This window comes from Paraburkholderia sp. MM5477-R1 (assembly GCF_050436385.1).
GTDB lineage: Bacteria > Pseudomonadota > Gammaproteobacteria > Burkholderiales > Burkholderiaceae > Paraburkholderia > Paraburkholderia tuberum.
Window position 1 is genome coordinate 831,157 of the sequence record NZ_JBNDMC010000007.1, and the last position, 16,589, is coordinate 847,745.

The window sequence follows — 16,589 nt, forward strand, 5'->3', positions numbered from 1 at the left end:
CATACAAAACCATGAATGCAAGTGAAAGTAGGATGACGCGTCAGAAGAGCGCTTCAGCCTCCAAGCAAGCGTTTTATCTCGTCGGTGGAGTAATCAGACTTGATCGTTATCCCGAGCCGCGCGGCGAATTCGGTCGAACTGACCAACGCGGAATAGTCGAGTTCGCAAAAGTGATTCGAAAATCGCCCCGCCATTTTCGATTTTTTGCCGCGCTTGCATGCTTTCTTACCTACGGTATCAGCATCATCACATCAACAACGACTTGGCAGTCCAGTTGTCTGTTATGACCCGCACGCTTTGGCACCGAAATGGCTTGATTTCGCCTTTCACATGAACTACCGGGCACCCGAGAAACTGGGTAGGCCACAGTTGCTTTTGGAGCTCTCACGTGGCGTTGTACTTCCCGTTGCACGAACGCCGTAAATTCCTCGATCGCCCATGTGTCGGCCAACTCTACGTAGAACTCGCGCTGGCCGTCCTCGGCCACGAGCGCGAGGCTGATGTGCGGGGGCCGGCTTCGGTTTGGTGGGCACACGGTACCGCCATGCCAGCATCTCACTTCGTAGCTGGTTGAGTGGCATCGAGCGGCCCTGAAACTGTCCGGGTTGAAGCCACGCGATTTCGCGCACGAAGTCGCTGCATAGTGGTAGACGCTCGCCGGCAAGGATACAACAGCGGTAGTTACAGCGCGACGGCCCGGCGTGTTAACACGGGAGCATGAAACGAATGGCTGGCGACTGGCCGTATGCCGTCAGGCTACGCCTTTCTTCTCCAGGACGGGTACGTCGGGTCTGCCTCGGTGAGTGATGACAATCTTTCCGCTGTGAAAGATGCTCGTGCGATGCAATCCCGACGCGAAATCGTCCCAATAGCAAGGATCCGACTTCAGATCCTTCCAGTCGCACTCGAATCCGAAAACGTGCATGCGCTCCCGGTAGTCGGTCGCCGGCTTGCCAGAAAACTGATCTTCGACGCTGTTCACGACTGCTTTCATGAGCGCCAGCGCGTCCTCCCGCGATGATGCCGGTCGCTCGTCGCGTAGCCGCCTGACGAATTCGGCCAGTCTCTCGCGCTTGGACCGATAGGCGGCGGGAGCGGTTGAGCTATCAGCGCTTGCTTTGACGGCGGGCTCGACGGCAGCCTCCTGATCTGCCAGCGTGCGACGGAGGTAGTCATTGAAGCTGAATGCACCTCCTTCGCGTAAGGCTGCGGCCACTCTTGCTGGCCGCTTGTCCTCTTTAGAAAGTAGAACTAGATCGGAGTCCTCGTATGGCGGCGGCATCCCGTACACACCGAATGCCGCGCGGTAGGAACGCATCGCATTGTGAAACTCGCCGTATGCGCCGCCGTCCGGGAATACGAACATCTCGTAAAGTTCACACAGCTCGCGGACCATCTGCGCGTTGATCCGATAAGTCTTGAGCTTTCCACTCAGCGGGACAGCCTTGCCGAGGCGCGCTGCGATGTACTTGGCCACGGCGAAGTGATGCGATCCGCCGGAATTGATTAGGAAGATTCGACCGCCTTCCCACATATACCTTGCAAACCAGTCCGACTTCAGGTTGTCGCCAGGGCGGAGGATTCGGATTTCGCTCCACCGGAGATTTTCTGCGAGCTTTGCCTCCGTGCATGGCGCGATCATGAACCGCCCCGGGAATCGTGGAGGCTGGTTGGTTTAAGTTAATGCCGGTTCAGCGGCAGTTGTTTCAAGTTGCCGATAGTAGTTTGCCTCAGCTTCAGCGGGCGGGATATAGCCGAGGGGTTCCATCAATCGATGATGATTGAACCAAGCCACCCACTCCAGCGTTGCCAGTTCAACGGATTCCCGCGTTTTCCAGGTGCGGCGATGAATCAGTTCAGCCTTGTACAAGCCGTTGATCGTTTCAGCCAAGGCGTTGTCATAGCTGTCGCCCCGGCTGCCGATACACCTGCTTTGCACTTCGTCCCATGCAACACCTCCTCGATCAAAGGTGTTGCGACGACCGGTTGAATCCGCCTTGGGACCCTCTGTCCGAATGGTGTATCAAGGTTCCGTCGTCACCCGGGCGCCGCGCGTAAAGCGCCTGTTCGAGCGCATCCAGAACGAAGTCCGTGGTCATCGAGGAGCTGACGCGCCAGCCGACGATACGGCGAGCGAACACGTCGATCACGAAGGCCACATACAGCCAGCCCTGCCACGTCGAAACGTAGGTGAAATCCGAAACCCAGAGCTGGTTCGGCCGTGCCGCCTTGAACTGGCGATTGACCCGATCCAGCGGGCGCGGGGCTATGGCATCAGGAACAGTCGTGCGAACACGTTTGCCTCGCATCACGCCGCGCAAACCCAGTTGCTTCATCAACCGTTCGACCGTGCAGCGCGCCACCGCGATACGCTCCCGGTTCATCTGCTTCCAGACTTTATCCGCGCCGTAGACCTGCATGTTGGCCTGCCACACCCGCTTGATCTCCGGCCGCAGACGTTCATCGCGGATTGCGCGAACACCGCCGCGACGGATCACGAAGCAGCGCGGCATGGCGCCGGTAGCCCGACGGGGCAATCCGCAAGACCTTGCAGATCGGCTCGACCCCGAAGGTATCGCGATGCTGATCGATGAAGGCCTTCAGGACTTCAGGCGGCGGTCGAGCTCCGCCTGGGCGAAAAACGCACTCGCCAGCTTCAGAATCTCGTTGGCACGACGCAGTTCCTTGTTCTCGCGCTCCAGTGCCTTGAGGCGTTCGCGTTCCGACGTAGTCACGCCCTCACGCTCCCCGCTATCCACTTCCTCTCGCTTGATCCACCCCAGCAATGTCTGGCTCGTGCAACCGATCTTGGGGGCGATGGATTCGATCGCCGCCCACTGCGACGGATACTCGCCGCGATGCTCCTGCACCATGCGCACTGCACGTTCCCGGACTTCAGCAGAAAACTTGTTCGACTTGTTCATGGCTCCATTTTCTCAAGAGTTGGAGCCTCCACCAAATCCGGGGCGGTTCAATCATGCTTCGAGAGTTGGCTTCAACCATATCGTCCGTCGATCGAAAGTCCGACAGTTCAGACTTCGACGCCGCAAAACCTGCAACCGCTCTGATGTCGCACGCCCAATTGGAGGTCGTCGTTTCCTCGATAGAGTGACGCAGGCGGGTCTCGACTCTCCAATCGGCGCCCGCTGGCTCCCACCACTGGACAACCCCGGCATCGTTCTGCGCAACGCCGCCCCACCGGTCCCAGCGAACAATATCATGCACATTTATCGTCTTGAGAGGCGTTGCCAGGTCGATACGAAGCTTTGGGTTCGCGCCAATCCAGCGGTTGGCCGCTGCGGGAACGCCAAGGTCGTGAAGCACTAAATCCGCGAGCCAACGAAAGAATGGGGGCATTTATTGTTCTCTGCAGTATTGTGACGCCCCCTTCATGGAGCCAAGGCACGTTAGGTAGCGGTCCTTTCAACCCTCGCTATATCGGCGCTCCCGCAGGTTTTCTTGAGCGTGATTGAAAATCATCTAGCGGGCCTCCGCCGCCGCCCTGACGGGCTACGGGGTTAAAGTGAGTTTGCCAACAGCGCTTTAACCGGAAGGAGGCCCATCATGAACTATAGCGGCATTGACCTGCATTCGAACAACAGCGTGGTGAGCGTGATCGACGAAACCGACCGCGTGGTCGCAGAAAAGCGGCTGCCGAACGACCTGGCAAGGATTCTGGCGTTCCTTGCCCCGTGGCGAGCCGGGCTGGCAGGCGTCGTGGTCGAATCCACGTATTATGGACGCCCGGGAATTATGCACGGTTTGTCGGTCATGCTGAGGTGCGACGCCCAATTCCTCTGGGTGCCAGGTAGCGCCTCACCATCGGCCAACCTTGCATAACAGATACTGCTCTTCCCAGATGGCTTCATCGCCATCTCTCAGGAGAGCGATCATGATCACGCCAGTCGTTTCTGAAGTTGTCGTGTGCAATCGCGCGCGGTACGGCGCACTTGGACCCGTCGTCGGGAATTTCACCGACTACTTGGGGCGTCACGGATATGCGGGTATTACTAAAGAGAACTATCTGCAATGCGCCTCCCACTTCGGACGGTGGTTGACTGCGCGACGCATCGCTATCAATCACATCGACGAGACGGTGCTGCATCGCTTTCTCACGGAGCACCTTCCCGTCTGCCACTGCAGCAAGCCACGTCCCCGCACCCCCGCAAACCTTCGCCGCGCGCTGCGTCATCTGCTTCACATGCTGCGCTCGGAGGGAATCATTCCCTCGACATCAGCGCCGGTTTCCAGTTTCATAAGTGAAGAACTTCGGCTCTTTGACGCTTATCTTCAGGATGTGCAGGGGCTAGCACCAGCAACGCGTCTCTACCGTCTGCGCTACGTCCGTGAATTCCTCATTGCCCGATTTGGCTGGGGGCCGATTGCGCTTGAATGCCTCAAGCCAGATGAGATCTGTCGATTCGTGACTGATCGCGCCGCGGGCTGCCAACCCCGGACAGCAGGAATCATTGGCGACTGTCTGCGGAGTTATTTGCGTTTCCGTCGCATACACGGACAACCTACCGAACCCCTGATTGCCGCAGTCCCAAGAGTCGCTTACTGGCGTCTAGCGGCGTTACCGGATTCTCTTACCGATTCAGAACTGGCGGGGCTTGTGAATTCCTTCGATCATACGTGTCCAACCGGCCGACGTGACTACGCGATCATTCGCTGTCTGGTGGACCTGGGCCTGCGGGCGAGCGAAGTGGCTTTTATCCAGCTCGATGACTTGAATTGGCGAGAAGGGACGCTCCGGATTGCCAAAGCGAAGGCAAAGCGCACAACACTTCTGCCGTTGCCTTTGGAGACGGGGCGCGCGATCGCTGACTATTTGCGCTTCGGGCGCCCGCGAACGGAAAGCCGCGCACTGTTTGTGCGGCACCGCGCTCCGCGCGATGAACCGGTGGGGCCCAGCCTGGTGCGTAATGCCGTACGCTGTGCCTACGCCCGGTGTGGCCTCGCTCAGCGGTGGACCGGAACCCATGTGCTACGCCATTCGGTCGCATCAAGGCTACTCAGGGAAGGGGCAAGTCTCAAAGACATCGCCGATCTACTGCGCCACCGCAACGTCAACACGACGACCATCTATGTCAAAGTCGATCTACCCAGGCTCAACACCGTTGCCTTGCCATGGCCGGGGAGACGCACATGAAGCGCGCCACTACCATGGTGTCCCTGGTCGAGGACTATCTCGAATGCCGCCGGCGACTCGGCTTCGCTTTGGAGAGTGAGGAAAGGCGGCTGCTGTGCTTTGCACGCTTCGCCGATCAAATCGGTCACCGCGGTCCGATCACGGAAGAACTGGCCTTGCGTTGGGCCTGTTCGTCCAGCCGCACGACAGCCACCACGAGAGCAGGTCGGCTAAGAATCTTGAGCCCGTTCGCCAAGTATCGCCTGCAGTTTGATCCCGCCACCGAAATTGCATCGCCAGGACTCTGTGGACCAGGACATCGACGGTTGACCCCGCATATCTACTCGGAGGAGGAGATCGACGCGTTGCTGGATACTGCGCGACGACTTCCGCCCGCCGGCAGCCTGCGTCCAGTTACCTGTGAAACCGTCTTCGGTCTGCTTGCGGCCACGGGTTTGCGTATCTCGGAGGCGTTGGACTTTCGGCGATCGGACGTGGACTTGGAACGCGGCCTGCTCACGATCCGTCAGAGCAAGTTTCGGAAAGCCCGCCAGGTTCCTCTACATCCGACCACTACCGAAGCCCTCCGTACCTATGTGTGTATTCGGGATAAAAGGCTGCCCGCGTCGACGACCGACGCGTTCTTCGTGTCAGACCGCGGGAGGCCAGTGAACTATCGTCAGATCGCATATGCCTTCGCCCGTCTTCGAGCACAGCTCGGATGGCAGGCCCGAGGAGGTCACCCGCACCCGCGCATCCACGATCTGAGGCACAGCTTTATCTGCCGCCGTCTTATCGGCTGGTATCAGGAGGGGATCGATGTCGGTAATGCGATGCTGGTGCTTTCCACCTATGTCGGACATACCCAGGTCACCGATACGTTCTGGTACATAACGGCAATACCTGAGCTGATGACCATCGCAGGCGATCGCTTCGAGCACTTCGTTCAAGGAGGCAATCATGCTTGACCTGAACTCATCACCGACGTTTGCGCAATTGCTGCAGCAGTTCTTTATGGAGCGCCTGATACAGCAGCGTAACGCCAGCCCGCGAACGGTGGCCGCTTACCGCGACACTATGAGGCTGCTTCTCGAATTCACCGAACAGCGATTGCATCGGAAACCTGAACGCCTGGAACTCAGCGATATTGATGCACCACTGGTTCTCGACTTCCTCAACCATCTCGAAGTGGTTCGCCAAAACAGCATCCGCAGCCGCAACCTCCGGCTTGCCGCCATTCGCTCGTTTCTGCACTATGCTGCGTCCCGAGTACCAGAATCGCTCGGCACGATTCAACAGGTGCTCGCGATCCCGATGAAGCGTTACGAGCGCCCGCTGGTCCGCTTCCTCTCCCGAGAAGAAATATGCGCCTTGCTCGATGCACCCAACCCCAACACATGGTGCGGCCAGCGCGATCGCGTGATGTTGGCGACTCTCTATAACACCGGCGCTCGGGTATCCGAACTTATCGGCATACGCGTTGGCGACGTCGATCTGGATCGAAGCCCTTCTGTACGTCTTCACGGTAAGGGCCGCAAAGAACGTGTGGTCCCGCTCTGGCGCAGCACCGCAAGCCGGATCCGGCTCTGGCTTCGGCAAATTGGCGCTTCACCCGGACAGTGGCTCTTTCCAAATCGTTCAGGCGGACCGATGACGCGAACCGGAATAACCGATCGCCTTAACCTCGCCTACCAGGCTGTGGAAACTGATTGCGCGGGACTCAAGGGCCAACGCATCTCACCGCACCTGGTCCGGCACGCGACTGCCATGCACCTGCTTCAGGCTGGCGTTGACCTCACGGTCATTGCGCTGTGGCTGGGTCACGAGAACCCAGCGACCACGCACATGTACATAGAGGCAGACCTGGCAATGAAGGAAAGAGCCCTCAGTACGCTTCAATTGCCCCACAGCAGGCAACGGCGCTACCGGCCCACCGACCGCGTGCTGCAGTTTCTCGAGGGCTTGTGATTATGCTCGGCCGCGTGAAGTGATCGGATCGGTTGGCCCAGCAATGCTCAGGAATTCAAAAGCTCGCGCGGCACGGTCCCGTACTTCGATTCATATCGGCACCCACGCCGCGCGCTCCGTTGTCCTCAACTACAAACCGTGCATAATTCCGGGGCGTCCATAAAAGGTCCTATAGAAACATTTCTATAGAACGTTCAACTGGTACTGGCTTGTCGACGGCCTGCAGGCGGCCGGCTTCGTGGTCCATCTGGCCAACACCACGGCAATAAAAAAATATGATGGGCTCAAGCACAGCGGTGACGAGACCGACGCGCGCTACCTCGCCCACCTGCTGCGCCTGGGCATCCTGCCTACCGGCACCATTCTGCCAGCGAAGCACCGTGAGGTGCGCGACCTGGCCCGCAAACGCATGCAACTGGTGCGCAGCCGCACCAGCCACATCCTCGCCGTCGAGAACACAACGGCGCGTCAGTACGGCACGCGAATCACGAGCAATCAGGTTATCCGACTCGACGAAGAAACCATCAAACAAATGCGCCTGCCAGAGGACGTCGCACTCGCGCTTCGGGCCAACGTCGCGGTCATCACGACGCTCTCCGCGCAGATCGCTATCGTGGAAAAGCGTCTTCAACAAAAGGTCACGCCAGACGCGGACTACACCCTGCTGACCACGTGCCGGGCATCGGCCAAACCCTTGCAACTGTCATTCTGCTGGAGGTAGGCACCATCGAGCGCTTCGCCAGCGCCGGTAACTTCGCTTCCTATGCGCGGTGCGTGGACAGCCAGCGTATAAGCAACGGCAAAAAGAAAGGCGAAGGCAACACAAAGAATGGCAACTCGTATCTGTCCTGGGCGTTCATCGAGGCGGCCAATTTTGCGCTGCGCTATTGCGCCGAGGCCAAACGTTTCTACGAGCGAAAGAAAGGCAAGACCAATACCATCCTGGCGCGCAAGGCCCTGGCGCACAAGCTCGCCCGCGCATGCTTCCATATGCTGAAGGAGCATAAACCATTCGATATGACGCGCTGCTTCGCATAAGAGTTTCGACGGCGACCGGCAAACCCTGATTGTTGACTGGCGAACAGCCACCGAGATTGAATGGGATGCCGTGCCGCCGTCCCCGATATGCAGTAAAAGCGGATCGCCCGGAATGCGAGCCAGCTGTGGATTGGCGCCGACAATCCACAGCCCACGCAATTGTGCGAACCCCATGGACGCATTACGGCACCAAAGTTCTTCCGGGGCGGCATAGCCGCCAGGGCGAAAGGCACCTGCAGTATTGCCCTTCGCTTGATCCAGAATTGGTAAAGGACTTGCCCGGCCAGCGGAGCGCCAGCCTTCGGTGCGATCATGGGGCCGCTGAGCAACCTTGCTCCAAGGAGGAAGTCATGGACACGATCACCCGCGTCGGCGTTGACCTCGCCAAGAACGTCATCCAGATCCACGCGGTCGATGCCGCCGAGCGCGTCGTCGCCCGCAGGGCGATTGCGCGAAACCGGTTTCTGAGCTGGTTTGCCAATCTCAAGCCCTGCCTGGTCGCCATGGAAGCCTGCAGCGCCGCCCATTACTGGGCCCGCAAACTCCGTGCACTCGGACACGAAGTTCGTCTGATTCCACCACAGTTCGTCGCTCCCTACCGCAAGGGCGGTGCCCGTGTGAAGAATGACGCGCGCGACGCCGAAGCCATCTGCGAAGCTGCCAGCCGGCCCCATATGCGCTTCGTGCCCGTCAAGTCACCGGCCCAGCAGAGCGTGCTCGCGCTTCACCGTATGCGTACCGGCTATGTCGAGGAGCGTACCGCGCTCATCAACCGGTTGCGGGGACTGCTCGCCGAGTTTGGCGTGTTCTTCCCCCAACGTATCAACCAATTGCACAAATACTTCGTCGACTGCGTCGAAGACGCCAGCAACGAACTCGCCGGAGCTGCGCGTGAGGCCCTCATGCGCGCGTGGGAGAAATGGCACGCGCTCGATGAGGATATCGCCTGGTTCGATCGAAAAATCGCCGAGCACGCCAATGAGGATATCCAGGCAAAGCGATGCATGGAGGTGTGTGGTGTCGGGCCCCTCACTGCATCCGCCACGGTCGCGACCGTGGTCGACGCGCGCCAGTTCAGGAACGGTCGCCAGCTCGCAGCCTGGATTGGCATGGTGCCCAAACAGAACAGCAGCGGCGGCAAGCGGCGGCTCGGCCGTATCACGAAACAGGGCAACGACTACCTGCGTACTCTGCTGGTCCTGGGCGCACGATCAGCCATCGCCGCCGCGCCCCGACGCGACGACCGGCTCTCACGCTGGATTCTCCAGCTGCAGGCCCGCGTCGGCTACCAGAAGACACTCGTCGCCATCGCCAACAAGCACGCCCGTGTTCTGTGGGCAATTCTTGCGAAAGGCGAGAAGTTTGATCCATCCCACGCGCCCGTCCGTCCCCGTCCGACGGCGGGCGCGTGAACCGCGAGCAGCATCACACTGAATACCCTCCCAACATAGGACGCAACAGGCAACGATAGCGACAGGTCAGACCGGCAGCAGGCGAACTCGAACACCCATCAGGCGCTACAGCCCCTGTATTCGCCGCATCCCGAATGGAGTCCTGCTGCGCGGTTACTATCCGGGCCCGGGCGCAGCAACCATATCGCCCACCAAGGCCGTTTATAGGTGCGCAGTCTCTCCCGCCGCTACACGCCGCATGTGTGCCGATGACTCAGGAGACGCATTACGGACCAGTACAAGCCCCTTCAACCCCTCTTGCTAAAACGGGCAAGTCCTTATAGATGGGTGTCTGGCGCGTTCCGTCGCAGAAGCGGCTGCTGGTGCAGCCGGGGATGTGGATTGCTCACTTGACACCGGCCCGCTAATGGGTGTCGGCAGTTAGTTGAGCGGACGGGCGCTGGTGCAGGTCGCGTTCGCGCAACATGGGGAGGTGCCACGAGGACCCAGCGTTGCCGCCAAATAGCTTTATGCCGTGTGTAGCTGGCGCACATCGGGATACCGGGTCGCCCGACCGGCCTCCAGGAGCCAAAAGTTCGTCCCGTTCTGCCCGGAGATTGAGATTATTTGGTCGCGCAAGTGCCGGCTCGGCCGCGAATCAACACTTTCGAGGGTCCGGGCAGTCGGCGTATGCTTGTAACAATAGGAGAACACGCCATGCCAGCCGACAAGCTAGGCCGCTATATGAAGAGCTCTAAGTTTCTGGCGCGAGCCAACACGGCCGTTGCCAAAGCCGTGCGTGAATTGGATGCAAAGGGTATCCAACCTGCCTTTCTCGACCGAAAGACGGGCCGAATCGTTGGTCTCAGCGATGACGCCTCGCGCCCAAACGACGCTTGCGAGGGTCGGCGAGCTCCCGATATATCGAACGAAGATCCAGTCCAAGGAGCCAGGAAATGAGCGATAACGGGGCAGCACTTGGCCGGGCGTTCGCCGCTGAGCGGAACGCCGCAGACTGGAGCCCACGCGCTGCAGTTTGACTGCTTTCAGGTTTCATGGTCTTCTGCTCGCCGTAGGTAGATCGCTTGCATACCAGCGGTCTGGGCGCCCTGGTAATCCGCGATCAGCCTATCGCCGATCATGAGCGCGTTTTCAGGGGCAACGCCCAGCCGCTTGCACGTCCATTTAAAAATCCGGCGATCTGGCTTCAGGTAGCCGACCTCGAACGACCAGGCATATGCATCCAGCTCGAACGGCAGTAGCGCAAGCAGAGGGGCCGCGTAGGGCCTTGCCAGATTGGACGCGACGGCGAGCTTGATGCCGCGCTCACGCAGGGTCGCCAAGACATTGTGCACTTCAGGGTAAAGCTCGATGCTCGCCAGCTCCGCGGTAAGGGCGGATTCCAGCGCCTCCATGACTTCAGGCTTTGGGTCGAGCCCCAGCGCGACGGCTCCTTCCCGCAGGTCGAAGGGTTGAGTCATAAGCGTCTTCAGCGCAGCCCAGAACCCAGTTCCCCCGCCGAGATCGACCAGGCGATGGAACGGTCGGCGCAAATCAGTGATCCGGCAAAGGGTTCCGAAGGCATCAAAAATAACGGCCTGTATATCGGGGGCAAACGCCACCTCCGCAAGACTGGACGCGACCAGGGGCTGTCTGAGTGCTTCGATTGCTTTTGCATCTCGAAATTCGGCGATGGCGTTGCGTAGCCGGGTCGCGTTCTTCGGCGATTCGAGCAGATGAAGTGTTTCCCCCATGCGTGGTAGACCTCTCTCGGAGAGGTACACACTGAGGCGAGCATGCTCTGGGAGCTGCTGAAGGACATTTATCAGTTCCGCGGCGGTCATCCGGGTTTCGCGGCCCAAAGACACGTCCTTCAGCGAGCGGAGACTTGCTATTGACTTTTCGCGCCGTTTCGAATGCTTTGTCATTGCTTTAGCATCCCGACGAAATGTTCCCAGTCTCCGCTCCGAGCGAGCTTGACGCGCGGTTCAAGGAGGATGAAGGCGGGTCCGTGCTCACGCAAAAACGCGTCACGAATGACTGGCGGCAATGCGCCGATAATGATGAACCCGGTTTCTTCCGGCTTGTACGTGACGGAGGTGTCGATGGCGCAGCCTGGCGTTCCCGTTGAGTAGGCTCGAATCTGCGGACACGCCAGTAGTTCCGTACGCCCCCTGAGAAGAGCCGCAACCACAGCACCCTGCGCGTCACGCAGGTCGTCTGACTCGAATCCATGTGGGCTCTCGGTAATGTCGATGCCGCATACCTTTTTCATATCCCTTTTCCAGGTTTCCATTCCCGCTCCCGTATCAGACGAAGCCGATCTTCTGTCGCGCAGCAGCCGGTACTGCGACCATTTCGACCATCATGCCGACGTTCATGCGTCCACCAGACTGAAGCGCACGGCCTAAGATCCGGCGAAGCACGCGATCGATGTCGCGGCCGGATTCCATCGCACCGACGAGCGCATCGGACACGTCAGCCGGCAGTTGCTCATCGACGTGCGTGCGTACGCCGGGATTTTCGTCAATCAGGCGCGCGTACATGCGCTGCACGAGCGCGGCCATTTCGTCGGTCGTTAGCCGACGAATCTCGAACGTGTTGAAGCGCGACAGCAGGGCCGGGCTTAGGTCTTCGGTCGAATTGGCGGTCGCAATCCAGTTCACGTGCGACGCGTTTAGATGAACGTCGGGCAGCGCCGCATCGGCAAACTGCCTTGCCGTGCGGCGTTCCAACAGCGTGCACAGACCGGCTAGCGGATCCCAGCGCGGATCCTTGGCGGCTTTCTCGATCTCATCGAGCACCATGATTGGATTGATGACCTGAGAGCGAGCCAGCAGTCTGAACACCGCTCCAGGCTGAGTGTTCGCCCAGTGCTGTTCGGTACCTGTTAAGAACGAGCCGGCCTGCCGCTGGTTCATCGCGACGACCTCGGACGGCACGCCCAACACGTCCGCCAGTTCTAGGCCGAACGTAGTCTTGCCAGTGCCCGGTGGGCCGACGAGCAGCAGCCGCTGGAAGTCGAGACCTCGCCCGGCGACCTTGGCGAATGCCAGCTCCGCTTCGATCCAGCCGATCACCTCAGCAAAGTTCGGGTGATGCTGTGCGAGCTTATCAAGGCGCAAGTCAAGTACCTCTGTGCGCAGTGCGCCGAATGTCTTTCGACCGTTTTCGAGCAGCATGGTGGCCCAGCGACTGACCGTCTTTTCCTCTTCCTTGCCCGGATTGCATCGCTCGAGCAGGCCGACGAATTCGTGCACATCCAGAAATTCCACATGATTCTTCATGGCAACCTCAACCTGCGTGGCACATCGGCGAACCGCCGAACAGGCGCAGCTCGATGAGCCCGCACAGGGACACCGGCTCGACTGGGTAGTCGTTCGAGCAGGCAGTTGCGAGTTCTTCAAGACGTGCCAACGACATGAGCGTCGGATCATCACGCTCGAATATGTTGGCCAGGTCGGCTTCCGGTGGAATGGGCGCCAGCCGGTGGGGCACAACGGATGCAGCCATATTCACCTCGTTGATAGGTGGGTAGTGGTCAGGCCCGCCGGTCGGTTGGCCGCTTCAAAATTGAACAACGCGCTTGCGCGACCTGTAGTGTTTGCGGCTAGGTTCTTGCTGCTCCGCCTGTGTGGCTACATCCAGCAATGCGTAAGCGAGCGCGCGGAGTGTGTCGGGCTTGTTTTCCTGTCCGTTGCCCAACGGCGAATCGAGCGTGATTAGCGGTGTACCTTGATGGGTGCGGCAAAGTGTATATTCCAGCGTCTGGCGCATACGCCTCTCCTATGAGTTGGGGCACGCGAATTGAGTTAAGTCACTCAGGGTTGAGTGGAGTTCAGTCACTCCAGCATTCGATCCCTCAGGTCCTTCAAAATCAATTCCCGCACATACTGCGCGCCGGTGAGCCGCAGATCGGCTGCACGGCGTCGAACTCGTTCATGCAAATCCGGCGTTAGGTCGAGGTTGAGCCGCACCGGTTTCAGAGGCCGTTGCGGCTGCTGCGAGTGGACCATCCCGGCGCCATTTGCGAATTCCTCGGTGTTGGTCGGACGGGGCTCTGCCGTGGCTGCGGGCAGGGGGAGCTTGAATTTGCTGGTCATCGGCGCATTCTGTTAGTTGAGGTCGAAAAATTCCTGGGCCAGAAGCTGGATCTCCGCGCGTGCCTGGCTGTTGTCGAGTTCGGTGACGCCCTTGCCGGCGAGGAGGGCATCGCGGTACACCTTGCGATCCCGGATGACCGTATCGGCGAGCTGAAGCTGCTCGAATTGAGTGAGCAGTTCGCGGGCTTCCTCGACTTCGCGGATTACCGGATTGGACGGCGCGCGCGAGAGCACGGCGGACGCGTTTAAGTCCGGATTCAAGCCGCGTGCGAGCGCGACCAATTCGTTCATCTTTGGGAACGTCTCAAGATCGGCCTGAGATGCTTGCGTGGGGATAATTAGCAGGTTCGCCACCGCCATAGCCGTGCGCATTTCACGGGAATCGCGTCCGCCGGCATCCACGATCACGACGGCATAGCGACGATCCAGTTCACGCAGCGTCGAGGCGACTTCGCCCGAACGTTGGACGCACGGCACGGCGGGCGACCGCTTGAGTTCATCGCGGCGCGCTACCCAGTTGGTGCAGGTCGCCTGGATGTCGGCATCGACCATTACGAGGTCGATCGACTGGCTTGCCAGATGCGCGGCCAGATTCGTGGCAATCGTTGATTTGCCCACGCCCCCTTTTTCTGCGGCGACCAGCAGAATCATCGCTACTTCCCCTGAATGAGTTGAGTGCCTCTCCATCGAGTTGAGTCACTCCGGGTTGGCTCACGTTGAACGCATCCTATGTGTCGGCGCGCGGAACCCTAATGGCTTTGTGGGCGAGTTAGGCTAATTTCAGTGGTGGCGTGTCAATCCATCCGGGGCGCACTAGCCCAGCTTTCTCGCCAGATCCGACGCGCGCGGATGGTAATACCGACGGAGCATCTGGACCGTCTTATGTCCGGTCACGGCTGACAGTTCCAGAATGTTGTCAAGTCGTTCGGCGATGCGGCTTGTAGCCTCGTGGCGCAGGTCATGGAAATGCAGGTCTGCAATGCCTGCACGTTCGCTCGCGCGCACGAAGACCTTCTTCAGCGCGTCGGGTGTCACCGGAAAAACCTGCCCGCTATTGTGACGGGGCAGGTCAGCAAGCGTGGCGGCGGCACGACTGGAGAGCGGCACGTCTCGAGCTTCGCCGTTTTTGGTGTCGTGGAGTCGGACGTATCTGTCTTCGAGAAACACGTCCGGCCAGCGTAGCGAAAGGATTTCGCCGCGGCGCATCGCGGTCTCGAGCGCGATGATTACGACTGGCCGAACCCAGTCGTTCCGGCTACCGCCGGCTTCAAAGCGGCCGTGCTCGTCCCGTGGACTTGGCGCGAGCTCGGCGAGAAGCCGTTGTTCCTCGCCTGGCGAGAGCCGACGAGTGCGAGCGCGGTTTTCGCGCGGGCGGCGAATGAGCGAGACGGGGTTGGCCTCGAAGTGGACGCCCCATTCCATCTTGGCAACATTGAGGACGTGGCTCAACAGGTTAAGGTCGCGATTGACCGTCGAGCCGCTGACCGCACGATGGTTTTTGTCGCCTTTGAGGCGACGATCACGAAATTGCGCGACGACTTGGCTGGTGAGTGCGGTGATCTTGTAGGTGGCGATGGGATCGGTGCGGAGCTTGCGGATCCTCAGGATTTCGCCGTCGCCGCCTTTCTTGCCGGGCGAGACCTTTTCGGCGTATTGCTGAAGTAGGTCGCCAAGGGTGTTGCGCTCTGCTTCGGTGCGATCGACGAAGGCACCGCGGTCCATTTCCGCTTCGATGCGTCGTGCCCACGCCTCGGCGGCTGCCTTCGTGTCGAACGTTTCGGCCTGGTAGGGGTAGCCCTGCCGTCGGATGTACGCGCGCCAGTACGGACCACGTTTCCAGATTGCTGCCATTGATGCTCCAGACGATGTTGGACGTTGTTGTGTCTGGGGCTATTTTCAACTGCGCCCGTGGTGCGCCTAATGGCGTTGTGGGCGAGTTAGGCTCGGTTGCCGGAAAACAAAAAGGCCCTATGGCTTTCGCCGTAGGGCCTTGATTCTTCTGGGCTTTCACACACCATGAATTCTGGTGGGTAGTACTGGGATCGAACCAGTGACCCCTGCCGTGTGAAGGCAGTGCTCTACCGCTGAGCTAACCACCCGAAGAGATCGAAATTATGTCAGGGAATTTAGGGTTCGTCTAGTCTTTTTTAAGCAGTTTGCTCATCAGTTGCCGGCGCGGGTTCAAGACGCCATACGCTTGCGCCTTTGAGCGCTTTGTCGAGATCGTCGAGTACGGCTTCGTGCGCGGTGCTTTCGTCGTCGCTCGCAGCGATCACGACCAGTTCGAGCGAGTCGAGTGCGACACGCGGCGCGTGCGTATCGCCGCCGGCCTGCGCTTCGCCGAGCATGTCGATGACGAGGCTTTCCTGACCGCGCGTCATCGCCAGATAGACCTCGGCGAGCAGTTCCGAGTCGAGCAGCGCGCCGTGCAGCGTACGGTGCGCATTGCTGATGCCGAAGCGGTCGCACAGCGCATCGAGCGAATTGCGCTTGCCGGGGAACATCTGCTTGGCTTGCGCGAGCGTGTCGATGATCTCGCCGCAGTGCATGCTCACTGGCGGCAGACCGAGCAGCGCGAACTCGGCGTCGAGAAAGCCGATGTCGAATGGCGCGTTGTGGATGATCAGGTCCGCGTCCTGGATGAAATCGCGGAACTGGTCGATGATCTCCGCGAACTTCGGCTTATCGCTCAAAAATTCCGTGGTAAGGCCGTGCACCGCGAGCGCGCCGCGGATCGCTGTCGCGCCCGGGGTTGATATAGAAGTGCAGGTTGTTGCCGGTCAGCCGGCGGTTCACGAGCTCGACGCAACCGAGTTCGAGAATCCGGTCGCCGCCGCGGGCGTTCAGGCCGGTAGTTTCGGTATCGAGGATCAGTTGACGCATGTCGGATTAGCCTGCTTCGAAAAAATTGCGGAAAAAAAGCGGGGAGGGCGGCGCGCGGTGTTGCCGATGCGCGCA

The 16,589-nt window shown here is 59.8% G+C and carries 14 protein-coding genes, 1 tRNA gene, 4 pseudogenes and 1 other annotated feature; of the genes and pseudogenes, 6 read left to right on the forward strand and 13 right to left on the reverse strand.

What is annotated here, in order from left to right; genetic code table 11:
- Positions 1 to 751: 751 nt before the first annotated feature.
- The 3 genes and pseudogenes from OKW35_RS32695 to OKW35_RS32705 all read right to left on the reverse strand — a co-directional run bounded on the left by OKW35_RS32695 (position 752) and on the right by OKW35_RS32705 (position 3,357).
- Positions 752 to 1,642 (reverse strand): DUF6685 family protein, encoded by an 891-nt coding sequence (locus OKW35_RS32695; protein WP_429554240.1) that lies wholly within the window; start codon positions 1,640 to 1,642, stop codon positions 752 to 754.
- Between the two features lie 33 nt (positions 1,643 to 1,675).
- A pseudogene (locus OKW35_RS32700) lies at positions 1,676 to 2,924 on the reverse strand (IS3 family transposase).
- Positions 2,530 to 2,646: a sequence feature (AL1L pseudoknot), on the reverse strand. (Overlaps the previous pseudogene by 117 nt.)
- Positions 2,896 to 3,357 (reverse strand): DUF6685 family protein, encoded by a 462-nt coding sequence (locus tag OKW35_RS32705; protein WP_429554241.1) that lies wholly within the window; start codon positions 3,355 to 3,357, stop codon positions 2,896 to 2,898. The pseudogene OKW35_RS32700 and the gene OKW35_RS32705 overlap by 29 nt, the downstream one beginning before the upstream one ends.
- Positions 3,358 to 3,564: 207 nt before the next feature.
- On the opposite strand from OKW35_RS32705, the pseudogene OKW35_RS32710 reads away from it, so the two are divergent.
- The 6 genes and pseudogenes from OKW35_RS32710 to OKW35_RS32735 form a co-directional block, all read left to right on the forward strand.
- Positions 3,565 to 3,735: pseudogene (locus OKW35_RS32710) on the forward strand (IS110 family transposase); the annotation flags it as partial.
- 157 nt (positions 3,736 to 3,892) lie between these two features.
- Positions 3,893 to 5,152, forward strand: coding sequence for a site-specific integrase (locus OKW35_RS32715; RefSeq protein ID WP_429554242.1), 1,260 nt, complete (start codon positions 3,893 to 3,895; stop codon positions 5,150 to 5,152).
- A complete protein-coding gene (locus OKW35_RS32720) occupies positions 5,149 to 6,099 on the forward strand; it encodes a tyrosine-type recombinase/integrase (RefSeq protein ID WP_090812608.1) in 951 nt (316 codons plus the stop codon). Before OKW35_RS32715 ends, OKW35_RS32720 begins: the two co-directional genes overlap by 4 nt.
- A complete protein-coding gene (locus OKW35_RS32725) occupies positions 6,092 to 7,099 on the forward strand; it encodes a tyrosine-type recombinase/integrase (RefSeq protein ID WP_429401663.1) in 1,008 nt (335 codons plus the stop codon). Before OKW35_RS32720 ends, OKW35_RS32725 begins: the two co-directional genes overlap by 8 nt.
- 190 nt (positions 7,100 to 7,289) lie before the next feature.
- Positions 7,290 to 8,137, forward strand: a pseudogene (locus tag OKW35_RS32730) (IS110 family transposase); the annotation flags it as partial.
- Between the two features lie 350 nt (positions 8,138 to 8,487).
- A complete protein-coding gene (locus tag OKW35_RS32735) occupies positions 8,488 to 9,549 on the forward strand; it encodes an IS110 family transposase (RefSeq protein WP_429554243.1) in 1,062 nt (353 codons plus the stop codon).
- A gap of 1,025 nt (positions 9,550 to 10,574) precedes the next feature.
- Here the strand turns inward: OKW35_RS32735 and OKW35_RS32740 are convergent.
- The 10 genes and pseudogenes from OKW35_RS32740 to dnaQ form a co-directional block, all read right to left on the reverse strand.
- On the reverse strand, positions 10,575 to 11,456 hold the full coding sequence (locus tag OKW35_RS32740) for an HAD-IA family hydrolase (protein ID WP_429554244.1): 882 nt from the start codon (positions 11,454 to 11,456) through the stop codon (positions 10,575 to 10,577).
- Complete coding sequence (locus tag OKW35_RS32745; protein ID WP_429554245.1) at positions 11,453 to 11,824, reverse strand: hypothetical protein; 372 nt, start codon at positions 11,822 to 11,824, stop codon at positions 11,453 to 11,455. The genes OKW35_RS32740 and OKW35_RS32745 overlap by 4 nt, the downstream gene beginning before the upstream one ends.
- Positions 11,825 to 11,837: 13 nt before the next feature.
- Positions 11,838 to 12,815, reverse strand: a complete 978-nt coding sequence (locus OKW35_RS32750; RefSeq protein ID WP_429554246.1) for an AAA family ATPase — start codon at positions 12,813 to 12,815, stop codon at positions 11,838 to 11,840.
- A gap of 7 nt (positions 12,816 to 12,822) precedes the next feature.
- On the reverse strand, positions 12,823 to 13,041 hold the full coding sequence (locus OKW35_RS32755) for a hypothetical protein (protein ID WP_429554247.1): 219 nt from the start codon (positions 13,039 to 13,041) through the stop codon (positions 12,823 to 12,825).
- A 54-nt stretch (positions 13,042 to 13,095) separates the two neighbouring features.
- Positions 13,096 to 13,305, reverse strand: a complete 210-nt coding sequence (locus OKW35_RS32760) for a hypothetical protein (protein WP_429554248.1) — start codon at positions 13,303 to 13,305, stop codon at positions 13,096 to 13,098.
- 65 nt (positions 13,306 to 13,370) lie between these two features.
- Complete coding sequence (locus OKW35_RS32765) at positions 13,371 to 13,631, reverse strand: plasmid partition protein ParG (RefSeq protein WP_429554249.1); 261 nt, start codon at positions 13,629 to 13,631, stop codon at positions 13,371 to 13,373.
- A gap of 12 nt (positions 13,632 to 13,643) precedes the next feature.
- Positions 13,644 to 14,282: an AAA family ATPase gene (locus tag OKW35_RS32770; RefSeq protein ID WP_429554250.1), complete on the reverse strand. Its 639-nt coding sequence runs from the start codon at positions 14,280 to 14,282 to the stop codon at positions 13,644 to 13,646.
- Between the two features lie 162 nt (positions 14,283 to 14,444).
- Positions 14,445 to 15,482 carry a site-specific integrase gene (locus OKW35_RS32775; RefSeq protein ID WP_429554251.1) on the reverse strand — a complete coding sequence of 346 codons (1,038 nt, stop codon included), beginning with the start codon at positions 15,480 to 15,482 and terminating at the stop codon, positions 14,445 to 14,447.
- 173 nt (positions 15,483 to 15,655) lie between these two features.
- A tRNA-Val gene (locus tag OKW35_RS32780) sits at positions 15,656 to 15,730 on the reverse strand.
- A 48-nt stretch (positions 15,731 to 15,778) separates the two neighbouring features.
- A pseudogene (dnaQ, locus tag OKW35_RS32785) lies at positions 15,779 to 16,514 on the reverse strand (DNA polymerase III subunit epsilon).
- Positions 16,515 to 16,589: the final 75 nt, after the last annotated feature.

Excerpts from the sequence above, each read along its gene's own strand:
- OKW35_RS32765 (WP_429554249.1), bottom strand. The coding sequence starts at position 13,631 with ATGACCAGCAAATTCAAGCTCCCCCTGCCCGCAGCCACGGCAGAGCCC.
- OKW35_RS32745 (WP_429554245.1), bottom strand. The coding sequence starts at position 11,824 with ATGGAAACCTGGAAAAGGGATATGAAAAAGGTATGCGGCATCGACATT.
- OKW35_RS32725 (WP_429401663.1), top strand. The coding sequence starts at position 6,092 with ATGCTTGACCTGAACTCATCACCGACGTTTGCGCAATTGCTGCAGCAG.
- OKW35_RS32740 (WP_429554244.1), bottom strand. The coding sequence starts at position 11,456 with ATGACAAAGCATTCGAAACGGCGCGAAAAGTCAATAGCAAGTCTCCGC.
- OKW35_RS32695 (WP_429554240.1), bottom strand. The coding sequence starts at position 1,642 with ATGATCGCGCCATGCACGGAGGCAAAGCTCGCAGAAAATCTCCGGTGG.
- OKW35_RS32705 (WP_429554241.1), bottom strand. The coding sequence starts at position 3,357 with ATGCCCCCATTCTTTCGTTGGCTCGCGGATTTAGTGCTTCACGACCTT.
- OKW35_RS32755 (WP_429554247.1), bottom strand. The coding sequence starts at position 13,041 with ATGGCTGCATCCGTTGTGCCCCACCGGCTGGCGCCCATTCCACCGGAA.
- OKW35_RS32750 (WP_429554246.1), bottom strand. The coding sequence starts at position 12,815 with ATGAAGAATCATGTGGAATTTCTGGATGTGCACGAATTCGTCGGCCTG.
- OKW35_RS32760 (WP_429554248.1), bottom strand. The coding sequence starts at position 13,305 with ATGCGCCAGACGCTGGAATATACACTTTGCCGCACCCATCAAGGTACA.
- OKW35_RS32715 (WP_429554242.1), top strand. The coding sequence starts at position 3,893 with ATGATCACGCCAGTCGTTTCTGAAGTTGTCGTGTGCAATCGCGCGCGG.
- OKW35_RS32735 (WP_429554243.1), top strand. The coding sequence starts at position 8,488 with ATGGACACGATCACCCGCGTCGGCGTTGACCTCGCCAAGAACGTCATC.
- OKW35_RS32720 (WP_090812608.1), top strand. The coding sequence starts at position 5,149 with ATGAAGCGCGCCACTACCATGGTGTCCCTGGTCGAGGACTATCTCGAA.
- OKW35_RS32770 (WP_429554250.1), bottom strand. The coding sequence starts at position 14,282 with ATGATTCTGCTGGTCGCCGCAGAAAAAGGGGGCGTGGGCAAATCAACG.
- OKW35_RS32775 (WP_429554251.1), bottom strand. The coding sequence starts at position 15,482 with ATGGCAGCAATCTGGAAACGTGGTCCGTACTGGCGCGCGTACATCCGA.